Genomic DNA, 15,354 nt, shown 5'->3' on the forward strand with positions numbered 1-15,354 from the left:
CAACCGGTTATGCCGGACGGGGCTCCGCCACGAGAGAACACCGGTCGTCCTAGCGTGTCGCGCTCCAGACGTTCGTCGTCACGCACGCGGCGGGGACGTGCAGCCCGTCGGGCGGGTTCCAGTCGTCGGGGGCGTCCTCGACGAGCGCTCCGCCGGCGAGCGCGACGACGTCTCCGTCGGTGTACGACCCGCCCGGGACGCTCAGCGTCTCGCCGTCCCAGCCGACGAGGTCGCTGCTGAACACGGGCAGCCAGCGCGTGCCGAAGTCGTCCGTGACGTAGACGCAGCCGTCCTCGACCGCCAGTCGCGCGTCGAGGAGGGCGTCGTCGCCCGCCCCGACGCTCTCGCCCCACGTCGCGACCTCGTCGACGGTCACGTCCCCCGTCCCGGACCCGAGGGGCGCGCACCCGCTCGCCGCACCGACGCAGAGGGCGAGGGCGACCGCGGTGGTGGTGGCGCGCCGTCGGGCCGCCGGTTCCAGCGCGCTCGAGGGCTGCGCACGTGGGGACGGGGAAGCGACGGTGCACGACATGGGCCGACTGTACTGACGGTGCGTGTCGGGGGTCGGTGGGACGCTCGGGGCACATTGCCGAGCAGGGCGCAGACCGACATGGCGAGCCGGGAGGAACCATGAGCAGCACGGTCCAGGTGACGTTCGACGCGCGGGACCCGCGCGCCCTGTCGACGTTCTGGAAGGAGGTGCTGGGCTACGTGCACCCCGGTCCGCCGGGCGTGGACCTGCCCGCCGGCGCGGACCCGCTCGCCGCGTGGGACGAGTTCCTGGAGCGGTCCGGCGTCCCGGAGGACCAGCGCAACAGCGCGTCGGCGCTGGAGGACCCGGAGGGTACGGGACCGCGGATCTTCTTCCAGCAGGTGCCGGAGGAGAAGGTCGCGAAGAACCGCGTGCACCTCGACGTGCGGACGGCGTCCGACCTGCGCGGGGACGAGCGCATGGCGGCGCTGGAGGCCCGGTGCGACGAGCTGGTCGCGCTGGGTGCTACGCGGCTGCGGCGGTTCGAGCCGGACCCGCCGACGAGCATCGGGTGGATCGTCATGGCCGACCCGGAGGGCAACGAGTTCTGCCTCGACTGAGAGACGGCGTGACCCGCCCGCCCTGGTCGGGCGGACGGGTCACGGCGGTGGTGCGGGGCTCAGCCGCAGGCGACACCCTCGAACGGGACGCCGACGCTCTCCTGCGCGCCGCTGCCGTCCGTGGCGGTGACGGTCACCTCGCCGTCCTCGACCGTGCCGGACCGGGTCGAGAACGACTGGTAGGCCGACTTGCCCGGGACGACGCCGGCGAAGTCCTTCGACCCGAAGCCGGTGTCGAACCGCACGTCGACGGGGCCGTCGGCCGCATTCGTCGCGCGGACGGCGACGTACGCCCGTCCCGCGAGGCAGCGCGGCTGGGCGGTGACGTCCGCGAGCAGGACGGGCCCGGTGGGCTCGCCCACGGTGAACGTGCGCACCGGGGACCTGACGGCCCCGCCGTGCGGGCCGGTGACGACGACGTACCAGCCGTGCTCGCCGGGCTCGACATCCGCCCACGTGCCCGTCGCGGCGGTGCCGCTCGGGACCCCGGTGACCGTGTCGACCGTCGTGCCGGTGAGGACGTCGACGGTCAGCGCGTCGGTCGCGAGGCGCTTCGTGGTCGGCTCGATCCCGAGCGCGGCGTAGGGGATCTCGAAGTCCTGCATCCCCGGCGGGTCGTTGAGCGCCGCGTTGTCCGAGTCGAAGTCGTCGAGCGACGGGGAGTACGTGCGCACGACGATGCGGCCGGTGCCGTCCGCGCCGCCGTCGTTGTCGAAGTGCATCAGGCGCAGGTACCCGAGGCCGCCCTCGGGCAGGCCCTGGTAGTCGAACAGCATCGAGTAGACGGTGCGGTCCGCCACCCCGTCACCGTCGTCGTCGAAGTCGTCGGTGCGGGTGTAGGCGTCGTGGTAGTGGCCGGAGCTCACCAGGACGACGTTCGGGTTCGGCGCCACGACCTCGTCGAGGACGCGCTGCGGGATCGGGCCGAGACCACCGGTGGTGAGCATGTACTCGTGCAGGTTGATCCAGACCTTGCGCTCCGGGTACTTCGCGATGACCTCGTTCATCCACGCGATGTGGTCGTCGCCCGGCGCCCAGCCCATGTACATCAGGAGCAGGTCGACGCCGTTCGCGCTCACGAGGTCGTAGTGGCCGCGGTTGTCCTGGATGTCGCCGCCCCACCACGGGTTGGCGGAGAAGCGGTCCGCCCCGAAGTAGCGCGAGTACTCCGAGTAGTCGGCGAGCGCCCCGCCGACGTCGTGGTTCCCGGCGAGCACGCCGTAGGGGAGACCGGCGTCGTCGAGCTTGGCGTACGACGGGTCGGCGTTGAGCCACTGGTGCTCCTGGTCCCAGTCGTCGACGATGTCGCCGGTGTGGATCAGGTACTGCAGGTTCACCTCGTCGCGGACCTCCAGGAGGAAGTCGTGGATGGCGTCCTGGTGGGCGAACCAGTCGTCGCCCGAGCCGTCGGTCGGCTGGCCCTGGTTGTCGTTGTAGTACTGCGTGTCCGACTCCCAGCCGATGGTGAAGTCGTACTCCGACCGGGCGGTGGCGTCGGGGTGGTACGGCGTCGCGACGTCGGCCCGCTCGGAGCGCGGCGTGCCCGCGAAGCCCTCGGAGTGCTGCACGAGCACGGTGACCTGGCCGTCCTGGACGTGCCCGTCGAGCGGGACGGTGCCGCCGAGCTCGAACTCGGTGGGCGCGCCGTCGGTGGTGACGCGGCGGTCCACCTCGGTCCACGTGCCGTCGGCCGTGTCGAGGACGGACAGCAGCACCTTGGCGTCGGCGTTCGCGGACCCGGACCACGCGACCCGCACCTCGCCGTCGTCGCTGGTGCCCTCGGGCACGTCGACGGTGAAGAGCTGGTAGGGGAGCTCGGTGTCCGAGGAAACCTCGGCCCAGAGCCCGTCGGTGCCGGTGATGCGCTCGACGTCCTCGGCGCTGAGCGCCGCGGCGTCGTCCCGGTCGGTCGTCGCGGCGTCGGTCGTCGTGCCGGTGAAGGCCTCGACCTGCGGGTCGCCCGCGTCGAACGTGTGCCCGACGCGGAACTCCACGTCGAGGTCGTCGCCCGTCGCGGAGTCGGGCGTCGCGGACAGGGTGACGTCACCGGGCTCCAGGGCCGCGCCGTCGGCGGGGTCGCCCAGCTCGACGCCGGGGACCTCGTCCGGGGTGGTGAACGTGACGGTCCGCTCGGCGGTGTTGCCGAGCGCGTCCGTGGCGGTGAACGCGACGGTGTGCTCCCCTGCGGCGAGGTCCAGCGACGACGTCGCGTGGGGCAGCTCGACCGTCTCGCCGTCGAGCGTCGCCGTGACGGTGGCGACGCCGGAGCCGGCGTCCGTCGCCTGCGCGTCGATCGTGAAGGTCCCGCGGTACGTCTCGCCGTCGACGAGGTCCGTCGTGAGCTCGGGTGCCGTGTTGTCGACGACGACGGCGCGCGTCACCGACGCGGCCTGCGCCCCGGTGCCGCGCGTCGCGGAGACGGTGTGCTCGCCGTCGTCCACCGCGGTCGTGTCCCAGGTGTGGGCGAGCGAGTCGAACGCGTCCTGCGGGACGGAGAACGTCGCGGTGAAGTAGACCTGGGACGCGTCGCTGAAGCCGATACGCGTGCCGGGGTCGGGGCACTCGCGGACCGTCTCCTCCTGGCCCTCGCCCGCACCGCCGCACACCTCGGGGCGCAGCACCCGGCCGTCGGGCAGGGCGAGGCGCAGGTTCATGGCGGAGAAGTCGTCGTTGTTCTCGTTGAGGTCGGGCTCGGGCCACGCCTTGGTGCCGGCGTAGATGCCGAGGGTGAGGTCCTCGCCCGCGACGACCCGCTCGACCGGCACCTCGCTGGTGACCGTCTCGACGCGCGAGTAGAAGCCCTCGTCGAAGATCGTCAGGACGTCGTCGCCGAGCTTCACGCCGTTGCGGAAGAACGCGTCGGTGCTCGTCGCCTCGAACGCGAACAGGGCTGGCGCCTCGAGCGACGGGGTGAGGTCCGCGACGTCGGACCCGTCGATCGACAGGCTCAGGTCGGCCGGGTCGCCGGTGGTCGTCGCCGCGACGCGCGTGGGGCCGCCGACGTGCTGCCCGTCGGTGACGTTGAGACGCACGGGGGCGTCCTCGCTCTCGTCGAGGACGACCCGCACCGGGCCGAGCGTGGTCGAGTTCTGCCCGTCGGACGCCCGGACGGTGTACTCGACCCAGGACTTGCCGTAGAGGTCCACGGCGGGCACGGCGTAGGAGTACCGGTCGGTGGCCTCGGGGCGCAGGAGCTGGGTGACGGGCTCGCCGACGTCGGACGTCAGCGTGAGCTCGACGGTGCTGACGAGGCGGTCGTCCGTCGCCTCGACGAGCAGGGCCAGGCCGTCGGTCTCCGGGGCGTCGTCGCTGCCCGTGAGGTCGGTGACGACCGGGGCGTCGTCGTCCTGCGGCGTGACGACCAGGCCCGCCGGGACCTGGTCGGGCGTGACCGTGCCGGGGGTCGGCGCACCGGGGCCGACGAGCGTCTGGTGGACGCCCTCCTCCCAGCGGTACTGGATCGGCTGGTCGGGGACCGTCTGGTCGTTGTTCATGTAGTCGGCGCGCGACACCGCGTGCCCGGTGTTCGTCTCGACCTGGAGGCCGCGCAGGCCACCGTTCGCCATGCCGCCGGAGAAGATCTCCACGAGGTTGACGCCCGCCGTCAGCGTGCTGCCGAAGTGCGCGTTGAAGTCGTCGGCGGTGAGGTCGCCGTTCGCGCCGTTCTTGATCCACAGCACGAGCGTGCCCCCGGGGGCGATCACCGGGTCGGACGGCGTGGCGGGCCACAGCGTGCTGCTCGTGACGCCGTGGTTCGCGTCGAGGTACAGGTAGCTGAACGTGTGCTCCGCGAACGGCACGGGCGCGTCGGAGGCGTTGTAGACCTCGATGAACTCGTACGCGTCCGCGCCCCCCACGTTCGCCGTGTCCGGCGCCACCTCGGTCACCTGCAGCACGGGCGCGTCGAGGTCGGGGTCGGGCGTGGGCTCCGGGTCGACCGGCTCCTCGGGGTCGACCGGCTCGCCCGGGCCCACCTGCGCGTCGTCGACGACGCCCGGCGTGTACGGGCCCGTGGCGTGCTCGAGCATCGCCGGGGAGTCGGCACCGGCCACCGTGAAGTGCGTCGAGACGCCCGGGGCGGTGGAGGGACGGTCGTAGGTCGACCAGCTCAGGGCGGTCCCCGCGGCGTCGTCCACGCGGATCCCGCGCACGCCGCTGTTGGCCATGCCGGGCTGCCCGGTGACGTGGAACAGCGGGACGTCGTCGGCGGCGCCGACCGCGGCGCGGAAGTCGGCGTCGGTCCGCGCGAAGCTGTCGACCGTGGCCGAGGTGTACTGGAGCCACAGCACCGCGCTGCCGTGCGCGGGGACCGTCGCCGTCTCCTCGGTGAGCGTCAGCGGCTTGTCGCTGCCCGACGTCCCCGCGTTTGTGTAGACGTAGGTGAAGCCGTGCTCGGCGAGGTCGACCGGGGCGTCGGTCGTGTTCGTGACCTCGAAGAACTCGAAGTCGTCGTGGCCGGCGTTGTCGGGCGCGATCTCGGTGACCACGAGCGGCCACGACGACGCGGCGGCGGTGGCCGGTGCGGGCGTGGCAGCCGTCGCCGCGGGGACCGCGGCGAACGACCCGCCCGCGACGGCCAGGGCGGTGAGCCCCGCGAGCCGTCGGGTGGATGAGTGTCGTGACGTGGGCATGCGAACGGAACCTTCCTGGGAGGTGTCCGCACCACACTGCCCGGAGCCCCTGAACGCACCTGTCCTCGCGGGTGAACGGCGGGCGACCTCCGCCGGTCGAGCGGGTGGCGCGGCGCGGTGGCGACGCCGCCCGGGCGGGACGGTGGCACCTAAGGTGAAGGCACGCCGACCGGAGGAGCTCCATGGACGTCGCCCTGACCTTGGCCGGAACCGCGCTCGTCGTGCTGGTGCTGCGCGACGTCTTCCACACCCTGTGGCACCCCGCCGGCGAGGGGCGGCTCAACGGTCTCGTCGGACGCGCGGCGTGGGCGGTGGTGCACCGGCTCCCGGCGCGGTCCAGGGCGCGCCGACTGCTCATGGACCTCGCCGGGCCCTGGTGCTCGCCACGGTCGTCGTGCTCTGGGCCGGGGGTGTCGTCGTCGCCTGGGGGGCTCGTGTTCTGGCCCCACATGCCGAGCGGTTTCGACGACACCACCGGACCGCCGCCCGTGACGGTGGGGGAGCGCCTCGTGAGCACCGGGTACGTCTCGATGGTCGGGTTGTCGACATTGGGTATCGGCGACATCGTGCCGACCACGCCGTGGACCCGGACGTGGACGGCGGTCCAGGCGATCGTCGGGTTCGCGCTGCTCAGCGCCTCGATGTCGTGGGTGCTGCAGGTGTCCCCGGCGCTCACCCGCCGTCGCGCCCTCGCGCGGCGGCTCACCGCCCTCGCTCGTTCGACCGTGCCGTCCGACGGCCCTGCGGGGCGGGCGACCGCCGTGCCCGTCTCCACGCTCGAGGATCTCGTCCAGCAGGTCGCCGCCGTGCACGTCGAGCTCCGGCACTACGGCGAGACCTACTACTTCCGCGACTCCGTCGCGGACGAGGCGCTGCCCGCGGCCGTCGGTATCGGGGCCGACCTCGCGGACGGGGCGCTCCGCTCGCCCGACCCGGAGGTCCGTCGGTCGGCGGCGTCGCTGGGATGGGCGCTCGCCCGCTACGCCGCCCTGCTCGACGAGAGGTACCTGCACACCGACGGGTCGACCCGCGAGATCCTCGCCGCGTACGCCGCCGACCAGGACCACGAGCCGACGCCGCACGGCACGGCCCCGACGCCCTCGTGGCCCGAGGGCCCCTGAGCGGCTCGCGGCCGCGCCACGGGGGTCGTGCTGACGGGTCAGCGGATCGCCCGACGCATGACGACGCGTGACGTCCCGCCGCTGCGCCCGGTCGTGGCGGCGGCGCGCGCGAACCCGGCACGCTCGAACAGGGCGACGTTGCCGACGTACCCCGAGATGACGTCGACCCGCTCGGGCCCGGAGTCCACCGGGTAGCCCTCGATCGCGGGCGCACCGTGCGCGGCGGCGTGCTCGACGGCGCCCGCGAGCAGGTGGTGCGCGAGGCCCCGCTTCCGGTACCCGGCCCGCACGACGAAGCACACCGCGCTCCAGACGTCGAGCTCGTCGACGAACGGGATGGTCCGCGAGTGCATGAGGCGCCGGTACGTGCTGCGCGGCGCGACGGAGCACCAGCCCGCGACCTCGCCGTCGACGTACGCGAGCACCCCGGGACCGGGCTCGGCGTCGCACAGCCCGGACATGAACGCCGGCCGGTCCTCGTTCGCCACCCGGCTGTCCCGGTACGCCATGCACCAGCAGCCGGCCACCCCCGGCCTCCGCGGGCCGACGACGGTCGCGAAGTCCTCGAAGCGCCCGACGGCGGAGCGCACCTCGACGTCCATCCCGTCACCGTAGGAGCACCCCCCGACACCGGCGACCCGCGGCGAGCACGAGGATGCTCGCCGTCGAGCACGAGGTTGCGGTCGTACTGAGGCTGATCACGACAGCAACCTCGTGTTCGGCACAATGGGCGGGTGTTCACCCGACCCCGCACCCGGTTCGACCTCGTCCCGCGTCGCGTGCGCGTGCACCGCGTCGAGCAGACGTCCGTCGCGCTGCGCCGCATCACGTTCCGCGACGCCGCGCCCGTGACGCCGGAGCGCGGGCTCGCCTCCCTGCAGGTGCCCGGTCCGGAGGACCACGTCAAGGTCTTCCTGCCCGACCCGGCGACAGGCGAGCTCCACGCCCCGTCGATCGCGCCCGACGGCGGTCTGCAGCGCCCCACCGGTGTCGTGTCCATCTCGCGCGACTACACGGTCCGTGCGTGGCGTGCCCTCGACGACGGCACGGCCGAGATCGACGTCGACTGGGTGCTGCACGGCGACGAGGGCCCCGCGTCGGCGTGGGCGGCCCGCGCCGCCGAGGGCGACGAGCTCGTCCTCGCCGGTCCGCGCGGCAGCGTCGGCGTGCCCGACGGCGTGGGGCGCCTGACCGTCGCCGTCGACGAGACGGGTCTGCCCGCGGCGGCCCGCTGGGTGGCGGCGGTCCGGGCGGCGGACCCCGCGGCGTCGGTCACGGCGGTCGTCGAGATCGGGGACGACGTCGACGAGTCGTTCGTCGAGGCCGAGGTCGACGGCGCGACCACGGAGATCCTGTACCGCACCGACGGTCCCGGCCAGCTCGCAGAGGCGGTGCGCTCGCTCGGCGGGCTCGCCGACGACGAGCTGTTCGTCGGGGCGGGCGAGGCCGGCGACCTCATTCCGGTGCGGCGGTACCTGCGCCGCGAGGCGGGCGCCCGCGCCGACCAGCTCGCGCTGTCCGGCTACTGGCGGCGCGGCGTCGTGAACCTCGACCACCACGAGCCGCTGGACCCGACCGACCCCGACTGAGGTCCGCGCGGATCTCCCGGACCCGTCGGGACAGGTGTCCCGTGACACCCGGGACGCGCCCGGACGAGCGTGGGTGGTGTCACCCGGCACCACCCACCTCCCGGAGGCCGCCATGCGCAAGGTCTACGTCGCGCTCACCGTCCTGCTCCTCGCGGCGGTCGTCACGCAGTTCTACCTCGCCGCGTACGGGGTGTTCACCGTTCCGGACACCGACGACGCGTTCGTGCTGCACCAGTCGAACGGCCGCATGGTGATCCCGCTCCTGACGGTCCTCGCGACCTTCGCCGCGGCCGTCGCACGGGCGGGCGCTCGCACCGTGTGGCTCACGCTGCTCCCCCTCGGGCTGCTCGTGGTGCAGGTGCTGCTGTTCGTCCTCGCGGGCGCCACGGGCTCCTCGCCCGAGCGCACGACCGTCGCGGGCCGCGCGCTCCTCGGACTGCACGCCGTGAACGGGCTCGCGATCCTGTGGACGTGCGTCGTGCTCGTGCGGCGCGCGCTGAGGCTCGCCCGCACGGGCAGCGCGGTCGCGCCGGTCCCGGAGCCCCGCCCGCTGACCCCGGCCGGCTGAGGCGGACGGGGACGGGCCGTGCACCCCACGATCGCTCTCCTCGGCGCCGACCTCGCGCTGACCGTCGCCGGGACCGCCCTGTGGGTCACCGGCGCGGTCCTCCTCGCGGGCGCGCCCGGCTCTCGTGCCCGGGCCCTGTCGGCGGTCGCCACGGTGGTCGGGGCCCTGATCGCCCTCGCGGGCCGGGTCGTGGCGCTGGCGGTCGCGGGAGGTTCCGGCTGGTGGTTCGTCGCCGAGCGGGTCGCGCTGGGGCTGCCGCTCGCCGGGGCCGGCGCCGTCGTCGCCGTCGTGGGTGCCGGGCCCGTCCTCGTCGCCCTCGCGCGGCACCGTCCCGTCCCTGCCCGACGCCGCGACGTCGCCTCCGCCGCCCTCGTCACCGCGGCGGTGACGTCGTGCGGGGCGCTCGCCGCGACGGCCGTGGTCGGCTTCCCCGTGACGCCGCTGGGCGCCGCGTGGCTCGTGGGGCTCACGGCCGGGGCGGTGGCCGTCGTGTGGCTGGTGCTCGTGGTCCGTCCGCCCGCCCGGGTCGTGGCGTCCGCCGGGACCGTCTACGCCCTCGCGCTCGCGCTCGCCGGGGGGTGGGCGTGGGCGGACGACGCCGCGGCGCGGGTCGGCCCGGTCGCCGGGGCGGCGGGAGCGCACGCCGCCGCCGTCCACGGCGCTGCCCCGGTCACCGCGACCGCGGCTCTCGGCACGGCGTCGCCTGCCCCGACGCCCCCCGCCACGACGCCCCCCGCCACGACGACCGCGACCGGCGAGCGCCGGTACACGCTGACCGCGCGCGAGGAGGTCGTGACGCTCGCGTCCGGCACGCAGGTCGACGCCTGGACCTACGGATCCCTGCCCGGTCCCGCGCTCACCGCGACCCAGGGCGACGTCGTCCGGGTGACGCTGCGCAACGCCGACGTCGCCGCGGGCGTGACCCTGCACTGGCACGGGTACGACGTGCCGAACCCGGAGGACGGCGTCGCGGGCGTCACGCAGGACGCCGTCGCCCCCGGGGCGTCGCACGAGTACCGCTTCGTCGCGGAGCAGGCGGGCACGTACTGGTACCACACGCACCAGGCCTCGGCGGAGGGGGTGCGGCGCGGCCTGTACGGCACGCTCGTGGTGCGGCCCCGCGGCGCGCCGCTCGCGGACGTCGACCTCGTGCTGCCCCTCCACACGGTCGACGGCACGACTCTGCTCGGCGGGTCCGACGTCCCCGTGGTCCGTGCCGTCGACCCGGGGGCGACCGTGCGGCTCCGCCTCGTCAACACGGACTCCGAGCCTCGCCGGTTCGCGGTGACGGGCGCGCCGTACCGGGTGCTCGCCGTCGACGGCGACGACCTGCACGACCCGCAGGAGATTCCCGGCGCGGGCACGCCGGGGACGGTGCTGCGCGTCCCCGCGGGCGGGCGCTACGACGTCGGGCTGACGATGCCCGCCGCGTCCGGCGCGACCGTGCGCCTCGCGACCGGGGGAGCGCCCGGGGCCGGCCTGGTGCTTGCCGCGCCCGGCACGCCGGCACCGGGCGCCGTCCCGTTCGTCGACGGCGACGACCTCGACTTGCTCGCCTACGGCGCGCCCGACGCCGCGGACGCGCGCGACGTGACCCGCGGGACCGCGTCCGACGCGCCGGACGTCGCCGTGCGCCTCGTCCTCGACCGCCAGCTCCGCGTGGTCCACGGCGTCCCCGCGTGGGCGTGGACGGTGAACGGGCGGGTGTGGCCCCACGTACCCCCGGTGGTGGTGCACGAGGGCGACCTGGTGCGGATCGTCGTCGTCAACCGGAGCACCGAGACGCACCCCGTGCACCCGCACGGTCACGACGTGCAGGTCGTCGCCCGGGACGGCACGCCGCCCCGGGGCAGCCCGCTGCACCTCGACACGGTCGACGTGCGCCCCGGGGAGACGTGGGAGCTGCTGCTGCGCGCCGACAACCCCGGCCTGTGGATGTCGCACTGCCACGACCTCGACCACGCCGCGCTCGGCATGGTCCTGCACCTCGCGTACGCGGGCGCCACGACGCCCTACGGGCTCGGTGGTCACGGCGACGCCCCCGTCGCGAACGACCCCGAGTGACGAACGACCCCGAGCGACCCTGCCCGCTGACCACGGCCCACGACCTCCCCGAAGAGGCGATCCCATGACCACGACCGGTGCGTCCCCGTCCACGACCCGTCCCGTCCGCCGCACGCCGGGCGTGCCGGCGCTCACGCGGCCCGCGCGGGCGCTCGCGGTGGCCAGCGGTGCGGCGGGCCTCGCGGGCGGTGCCGCGCTCGTCGGCTTCTTCGCCCTCGCGGACCCGTGGCGGACCGGCGGGTACGGGCCGTGGGCGTGGCTCGGCCCGGCGAACGACACGCTCGGCGCGGCCTTCGCCGTCGCGCTCGTCCCCGCGACGGTGGAGCTCGCCGCCCGGTCCCGCGGACTCCTGCGCTGGTGGGGAGCGGCCACGGCTGCCGGGCTCCTCGCGCTCGCCGTGGCCGGCGTCCTCATGGTCCTCGGGCGGGTGGAGCTGTCGGACCAGTTCGTGGTGAGCGGCGTCGCGATGCCCCTGTTCGTCGTCTGGGTCGGCCTCCTCGCCGTCCGCGGCGAGCGGGCAGGCCTCGTCGGCTGGGCGACGGCCCGGCTCGGGACCGTCGCCGTCGTGTCCGCCGTCGCGGGCGTGCTCCTCGCCGTCCCCGCGTTCGCGCTGCTGCCGCTCGGCTCGCCCGGCCAGGTCGTCCTCCTGGTCCCCGGCGTGGCCGCGTGGGTCGCCCTCTCGGCGTGGCCGGCGGTGCTGGGCCTCGCCACGTCGCGCACCCCGCCCGCCGGGGCCCGGCGCCTCGCCGACGCGGTCGCGTGCCGGGCGTACCGGCTGGGGCGCGGGCGCCTCGCCGCCCGACGTCACGGCCTGCCCGTCCTGCTCCTCACCACGACCGGACCCACCGGACGACGACGCACCGTCCCCGTGGCGCACGCGCGCGACGGTGCCGCGTTCGTCGTCCCGGCCTGCGACGTCCCGCCCGCGCTGCCCGCGCTGCCCGACTGGTACGACGAGGCGCTCGCGGTCCGCGACGTGCGCGTCGAGGTCGGTCGCGACGTCCTCGTGGCACGCGCGACCGCGCTCCACGGCGACGACGCCCGACGCGCGCACGCGCTCCTGGCGGCCCGCTCGCCGCGCCTGCTGCACTCGTGGGCGCGATCGGGGACCCTCGTGCCGTTCCTGCGGCTCGACCCGCAGTGACGCACGGACCCGCACGGGCGCGCGGACCCGCACGGGCGCGCGGACCCGTTCCTGGTGACGTCGCGGCCCGTCACGGCCACCATGAGGGTATGGGCGCGGACGGACCCGGGCCCGGGCGGGCGGCCGCCGGCGCGCACGGGCGCGACGGCGCGTCGTCGCGCCCCTGGGCGACCGCCGTCGCCGTCGTGCTGTCGGTCGGGTGCGCGGCCGTCGCCGCCGCGTTCGTCACGTGGCGCGCCACCACGCCCGACGAGTGCGCCCTGCTCACGTCGTCGTCGCGCGACTGGCCACCGGACGCGCTCGTCCCGCACGTCGAGGGCCTGTGCCCCGTGCGCGTCGGGGACCGGGTCGTCGAGCTCGCCGGCACCACCGGCGACGTCATGCGGTACGACGTCCTGCGCGACGGCGCCCCGCTCGTCGTGGAGGTCGCGGGCCGACCCCTCGACGTCGCCGCCCGTCTGCTGCCCGCGTGGTCCACGCTGCTCTTCGTCGCGGCGCTCCTCGCGGTCGCCGTGTACGTCGTGGTGCGCACGCCCCGCGCGCCCAGCGCCGCCGCCCTCCTCCTCGTGGGCGCGGGGCTCGCGTCCAGCACGGTCGTGCACGTGCTCGAGCTGCCCCTCCGTGGCGCGTTCGACCCCGTGGCCCGCGGGCTCTTCCTCGCCGCCGTGGTGGGCTGTTACCTGCTCGCCTGGGGCGGCGTCGTCGCCCTCGTGCTGCTGTTCCCCTGGCCCGTGGCGCCCGGGCGCGGCGCCGCGCTCGCCGCCGCCGCAGCACCGGGCACCGCGGCCGTCGCGACCCTCGGCGCCGGGCTCCTCGGGACCTGGGGCACGGCCGCGCACGTCGCGCTCCTCGCCCAGGAGTACCTCGTCGTCGTCGTGCTGCTCGGCGTCGTCGCGGTCGTCGTGCTGCGGGTGCGCGCCGGCGCGCCGACGCCCGCCGCGGCCCAGCAGCTGCGCTGGGTCGGGGGCACCGCGGTCGCGGCCGCCGCCCTGACGTGCGCCGTGTGGTTCGTGCCGCAGCTCCTCGTCGGGTCCCCCCTCCTGCCCGTCGCGTGGGTGGGGCTGCCCGGCCTGCTGGTCGTCGCGGGCCTCGTCGTCGCGCTCGTCCGGCACGGCCTGTTCGGGCACGACGTCGTGCTCGTGCGCACCGTCGTCGCGTCCCTGCTCACCCTCGGCATCGTGACCGTCTACACGGGGGTCGTGGCGCTGCTGGGCTCGCGCGCGTCCGCGACCGTCCCCACCGGGGTCGCGCTCGCCGCCGCGGCCGCCGTCGCGCTCGCCCTCGACCCGATGCGCTCCGCCTTGACGCGCACCGTGCGGCGCACGCTGTTCGGGGACCGCGACGACCCCTACCGCGTGCTGAGCCGGCTCGGCGACCGCCTCGCCGACGCGACCCGGCGCGACGTCCTCCCGCTCGTCGCGGAGGAGGTCGCCCGCGCGCTCCGCGCCCCCTGGGTCGCGGTCGAGGTCGACGGGCGCGAAACCGTCGTCGCCACCCGGCGCCCGGTCGCCGACGGCACCCCGGCACAGGACCCGGCGGTCGAGGCGCTCGCGGAGCCCGTCCCGCTCGTGCACCACGGCGAGCGCCTGGGGACGCTGCGGGTGGCGCGTCGCGCGCCCGGCGAGCCGTACCAGCCCGCCGAGCGTCGCCTCCTCGTCGACCTCGCCGGTCGGGTCGCGGCCGCGGTGCGCGAGGAACAGCTCGATGCGGACGTGCGGGCGTCGCGCGAACGCCTCGTCCTCGCCCGGGAGGAGGAACGTCGCGCGCTGCGGCGCGCCCTGCACGACGACGTGACGCCGGCGGTCGCCGGGCTCGCCCTGCGCGCGGCGACCGGGCGCGCGCTCGTCGACCGCGAGGACCGACCCCTCGCCGAGGTCGGGGCGCTCCTCGACACGATCCGCGACGACGCCACCCGCACCGCCGCCGAGGTGCGCTCCCTCTCCTACCGGCTGCGCCCACCGGCGCTCGACGAGCGGGGCCTCGTCGTCGCGCTGCGCGAGCACGCCGAGGCCCTGTCCGTCCCGGTCGACGTGACGAGCACGGTCGACGCCCGTCCCCTGCCCGCGGCGACCGAGGTCGCGGCCTACCGGATCGCCGTCGAGGCGCTCGCGAACGTCGTCGAGCACGCCCGGGCGGACCGCTGCGCGCTGCGCCTGGAGTCCCGACCCGGTGCGCTGCGGGTCGTCGTCGAGGACGACGGCGTCGGGATCGACGGCGCCCGGTGGGGCGTGGGTCTCGCCGCGATGCGCGAGCGCGCCGTCGAGCTCGGCGGGTCGCTCGCCGTCACAGGCCGGGGAGCGGCACGCGGCACCCGCGTCGTCGCCGACCTCCCGGCGGACGACGGGGGCGCACCGTGAGCGAGCCCGTCCGCGTCGTCCTCGCCGACGACCACCCCCTGTACCGGGACGGTCTCGCCGGTCTCCTCGGCACGACGGACGACCTCGTCGTCGTCGGGACCGCGGAGGACGGCGCGGGGGCCGTGGCGCTCGCGGAGGAGCTCACCCCCGACGTCGTCGTGCTCGACCTGAAGATGCCCGTGCTGGACGGGGTCGAGGCGGCGCGACGGATCGTCGCCGCCGCCCCGCACACGGCGGTGCTGGTGCTCACGATGTTCGACGACGACGCCCTCGTGTTCCGGGCGATGCGCGCCGGGGCGCGCGGGTACGTCCTCAAGGCCGCGGACCCGGTCGCGGTGCTCGCCGCGGTCCGCGCCGTCGCACGCGGCGAGGCCGTGTTCAGTCCGGACCTGGCGAGCCGCCTGCGGGACTGGTTCGCGGCCGCGCCCGTCGACCTCGGCCCGTTCGCGCGGCTCACGCCCCGCGAGCGGGACGTGCTGGACCTCCTCGCGCGCGGGCTCGGCAACCCGGCGATCGGGGAGCGGCTCGGGATCAGCGCGAAGACGGTGCGCAACGTCGTGTCGAACGTGCTCGTGAAGCTCCAGGTCGCGGACCGGGCCGGAGCCGTCGCCCGCGCCCGCGACGCCGGTCTCGGGTCGTCCTGATGCCGGGTGCGGGCGTCGCGTCCTGCCGAACCCCGGGTTGCACGTCACATGGACTCCCGGGTGCCGATCGACCCGGGGTTCGGCGGTCCGTCTGCCCGCGGCGTAACGACGCGCGAAGCCCCGTCCCGGGCGGCAGGGTGGGAG

11 protein-coding genes are annotated in these 15,354 nt (G+C 75.7%); 8 read left to right on the forward strand and 3 right to left on the reverse strand.

Features of this window, described 5'->3' with window-relative positions:
* Positions 1–49: 49 nt before the first annotated feature.
* On the reverse strand, positions 50–532 hold the full coding sequence (locus LGQ04_RS05185; protein ID WP_229242637.1) for a hypothetical protein: 483 nt from the start codon (positions 530–532) through the stop codon (positions 50–52).
* A gap of 98 nt (positions 533–630) precedes the next feature.
* Between LGQ04_RS05185 and LGQ04_RS05190 the strand changes: the two genes are divergently transcribed.
* Positions 631–1,092, forward strand: a complete 462-nt coding sequence (locus LGQ04_RS05190; RefSeq protein WP_229242638.1) for a VOC family protein — start codon at positions 631–633, stop codon at positions 1,090–1,092.
* A 59-nt stretch (positions 1,093–1,151) separates the two neighbouring features.
* Here the strand turns inward: LGQ04_RS05190 and LGQ04_RS05195 are convergent, their stop codons facing one another.
* On the reverse strand, positions 1,152–5,723 hold the full coding sequence (locus tag LGQ04_RS05195) for a metallophosphoesterase (protein WP_229242639.1): 4,572 nt from the start codon (positions 5,721–5,723) through the stop codon (positions 1,152–1,154).
* A gap of 182 nt (positions 5,724–5,905) precedes the next feature.
* Between LGQ04_RS05195 and LGQ04_RS05200 the strand changes: the two genes are divergently transcribed.
* A complete protein-coding gene (locus LGQ04_RS05200) occupies positions 5,906–6,844 on the forward strand; it encodes an ion channel (RefSeq protein ID WP_229242640.1) in 939 nt (312 codons plus the stop codon).
* 38 nt (positions 6,845–6,882) lie between these two features.
* Here LGQ04_RS05200 and LGQ04_RS05205 read toward each other — a convergent pair whose 3' ends face one another.
* Positions 6,883–7,446: a GNAT family N-acetyltransferase gene (locus LGQ04_RS05205; protein WP_229242641.1), complete on the reverse strand. Its 564-nt coding sequence runs from the start codon at positions 7,444–7,446 to the stop codon at positions 6,883–6,885.
* Positions 7,447–7,578: 132 nt separating this feature from the next.
* On the opposite strand from LGQ04_RS05205, the gene LGQ04_RS17655 reads away from it, so the two are divergent.
* The 6 genes from LGQ04_RS17655 (at position 7,579) to LGQ04_RS17665 (ending at position 15,210) form a co-directional block, all read left to right on the forward strand.
* A complete protein-coding gene (locus LGQ04_RS17655) occupies positions 7,579–8,433 on the forward strand; it encodes a siderophore-interacting protein (RefSeq protein ID WP_229242642.1) in 855 nt (284 codons plus the stop codon).
* 76 nt (positions 8,434–8,509) lie between these two features.
* Positions 8,510–9,001, forward strand: a complete 492-nt coding sequence (locus LGQ04_RS05215; RefSeq protein ID WP_229242643.1) for a DUF6220 domain-containing protein — start codon at positions 8,510–8,512, stop codon at positions 8,999–9,001.
* A gap of 18 nt (positions 9,002–9,019) precedes the next feature.
* Positions 9,020–11,065 (forward strand): multicopper oxidase family protein, encoded by a 2,046-nt coding sequence (locus LGQ04_RS17660; protein ID WP_229242644.1) that lies wholly within the window; start codon positions 9,020–9,022, stop codon positions 11,063–11,065.
* Positions 11,066–11,129: 64 nt separating this feature from the next.
* A complete protein-coding gene (locus LGQ04_RS05225; protein WP_229242645.1) occupies positions 11,130–12,209 on the forward strand; it encodes a nitroreductase/quinone reductase family protein in 1,080 nt (359 codons plus the stop codon).
* Positions 12,210–12,298: 89 nt separating this feature from the next.
* On the forward strand, positions 12,299–14,566 hold the full coding sequence (locus tag LGQ04_RS05230) for a GAF domain-containing sensor histidine kinase (RefSeq protein ID WP_229242646.1): 2,268 nt from the start codon (positions 12,299–12,301) through the stop codon (positions 14,564–14,566).
* Positions 14,563–15,210, forward strand: a complete 648-nt coding sequence (locus LGQ04_RS17665; protein WP_229242647.1) for a response regulator — start codon at positions 14,563–14,565, stop codon at positions 15,208–15,210. The genes LGQ04_RS05230 and LGQ04_RS17665 overlap by 4 nt, the downstream gene beginning before the upstream one ends.
* Positions 15,211–15,354 lie beyond the last annotated feature (144 nt).

It is taken from the genome of Cellulosimicrobium marinum (assembly GCF_020551945.1).
Taxonomy (GTDB): Bacteria; Actinomycetota; Actinomycetes; order Actinomycetales; family Cellulomonadaceae; genus Cellulosimicrobium; species Cellulosimicrobium marinum.

What these genes read in the sequence shown, in the direction of transcription:
- LGQ04_RS05185 (WP_229242637.1), bottom strand. Translation starts at nt 532, where the DNA reads ATGTCGTGCACCGTCGCTTCCCCGTCCCCACGTGCGCAGCCCTCGAGC.
- LGQ04_RS05190 (WP_229242638.1), top strand. Translation starts at nt 631, where the DNA reads ATGAGCAGCACGGTCCAGGTGACGTTCGACGCGCGGGACCCGCGCGCC.
- LGQ04_RS05195 (WP_229242639.1), bottom strand. Translation starts at nt 5,723, where the DNA reads ATGCCCACGTCACGACACTCATCCACCCGACGGCTCGCGGGGCTCACC.
- LGQ04_RS05200 (WP_229242640.1), top strand. Translation starts at nt 5,906, where the DNA reads ATGGACGTCGCCCTGACCTTGGCCGGAACCGCGCTCGTCGTGCTGGTG.
- LGQ04_RS05205 (WP_229242641.1), bottom strand. Translation starts at nt 7,446, where the DNA reads ATGGACGTCGAGGTGCGCTCCGCCGTCGGGCGCTTCGAGGACTTCGCG.
- LGQ04_RS05225 (WP_229242645.1), top strand. Translation starts at nt 11,130, where the DNA reads ATGACCACGACCGGTGCGTCCCCGTCCACGACCCGTCCCGTCCGCCGC.
- LGQ04_RS05230 (WP_229242646.1), top strand. Translation starts at nt 12,299, where the DNA reads ATGGGCGCGGACGGACCCGGGCCCGGGCGGGCGGCCGCCGGCGCGCAC.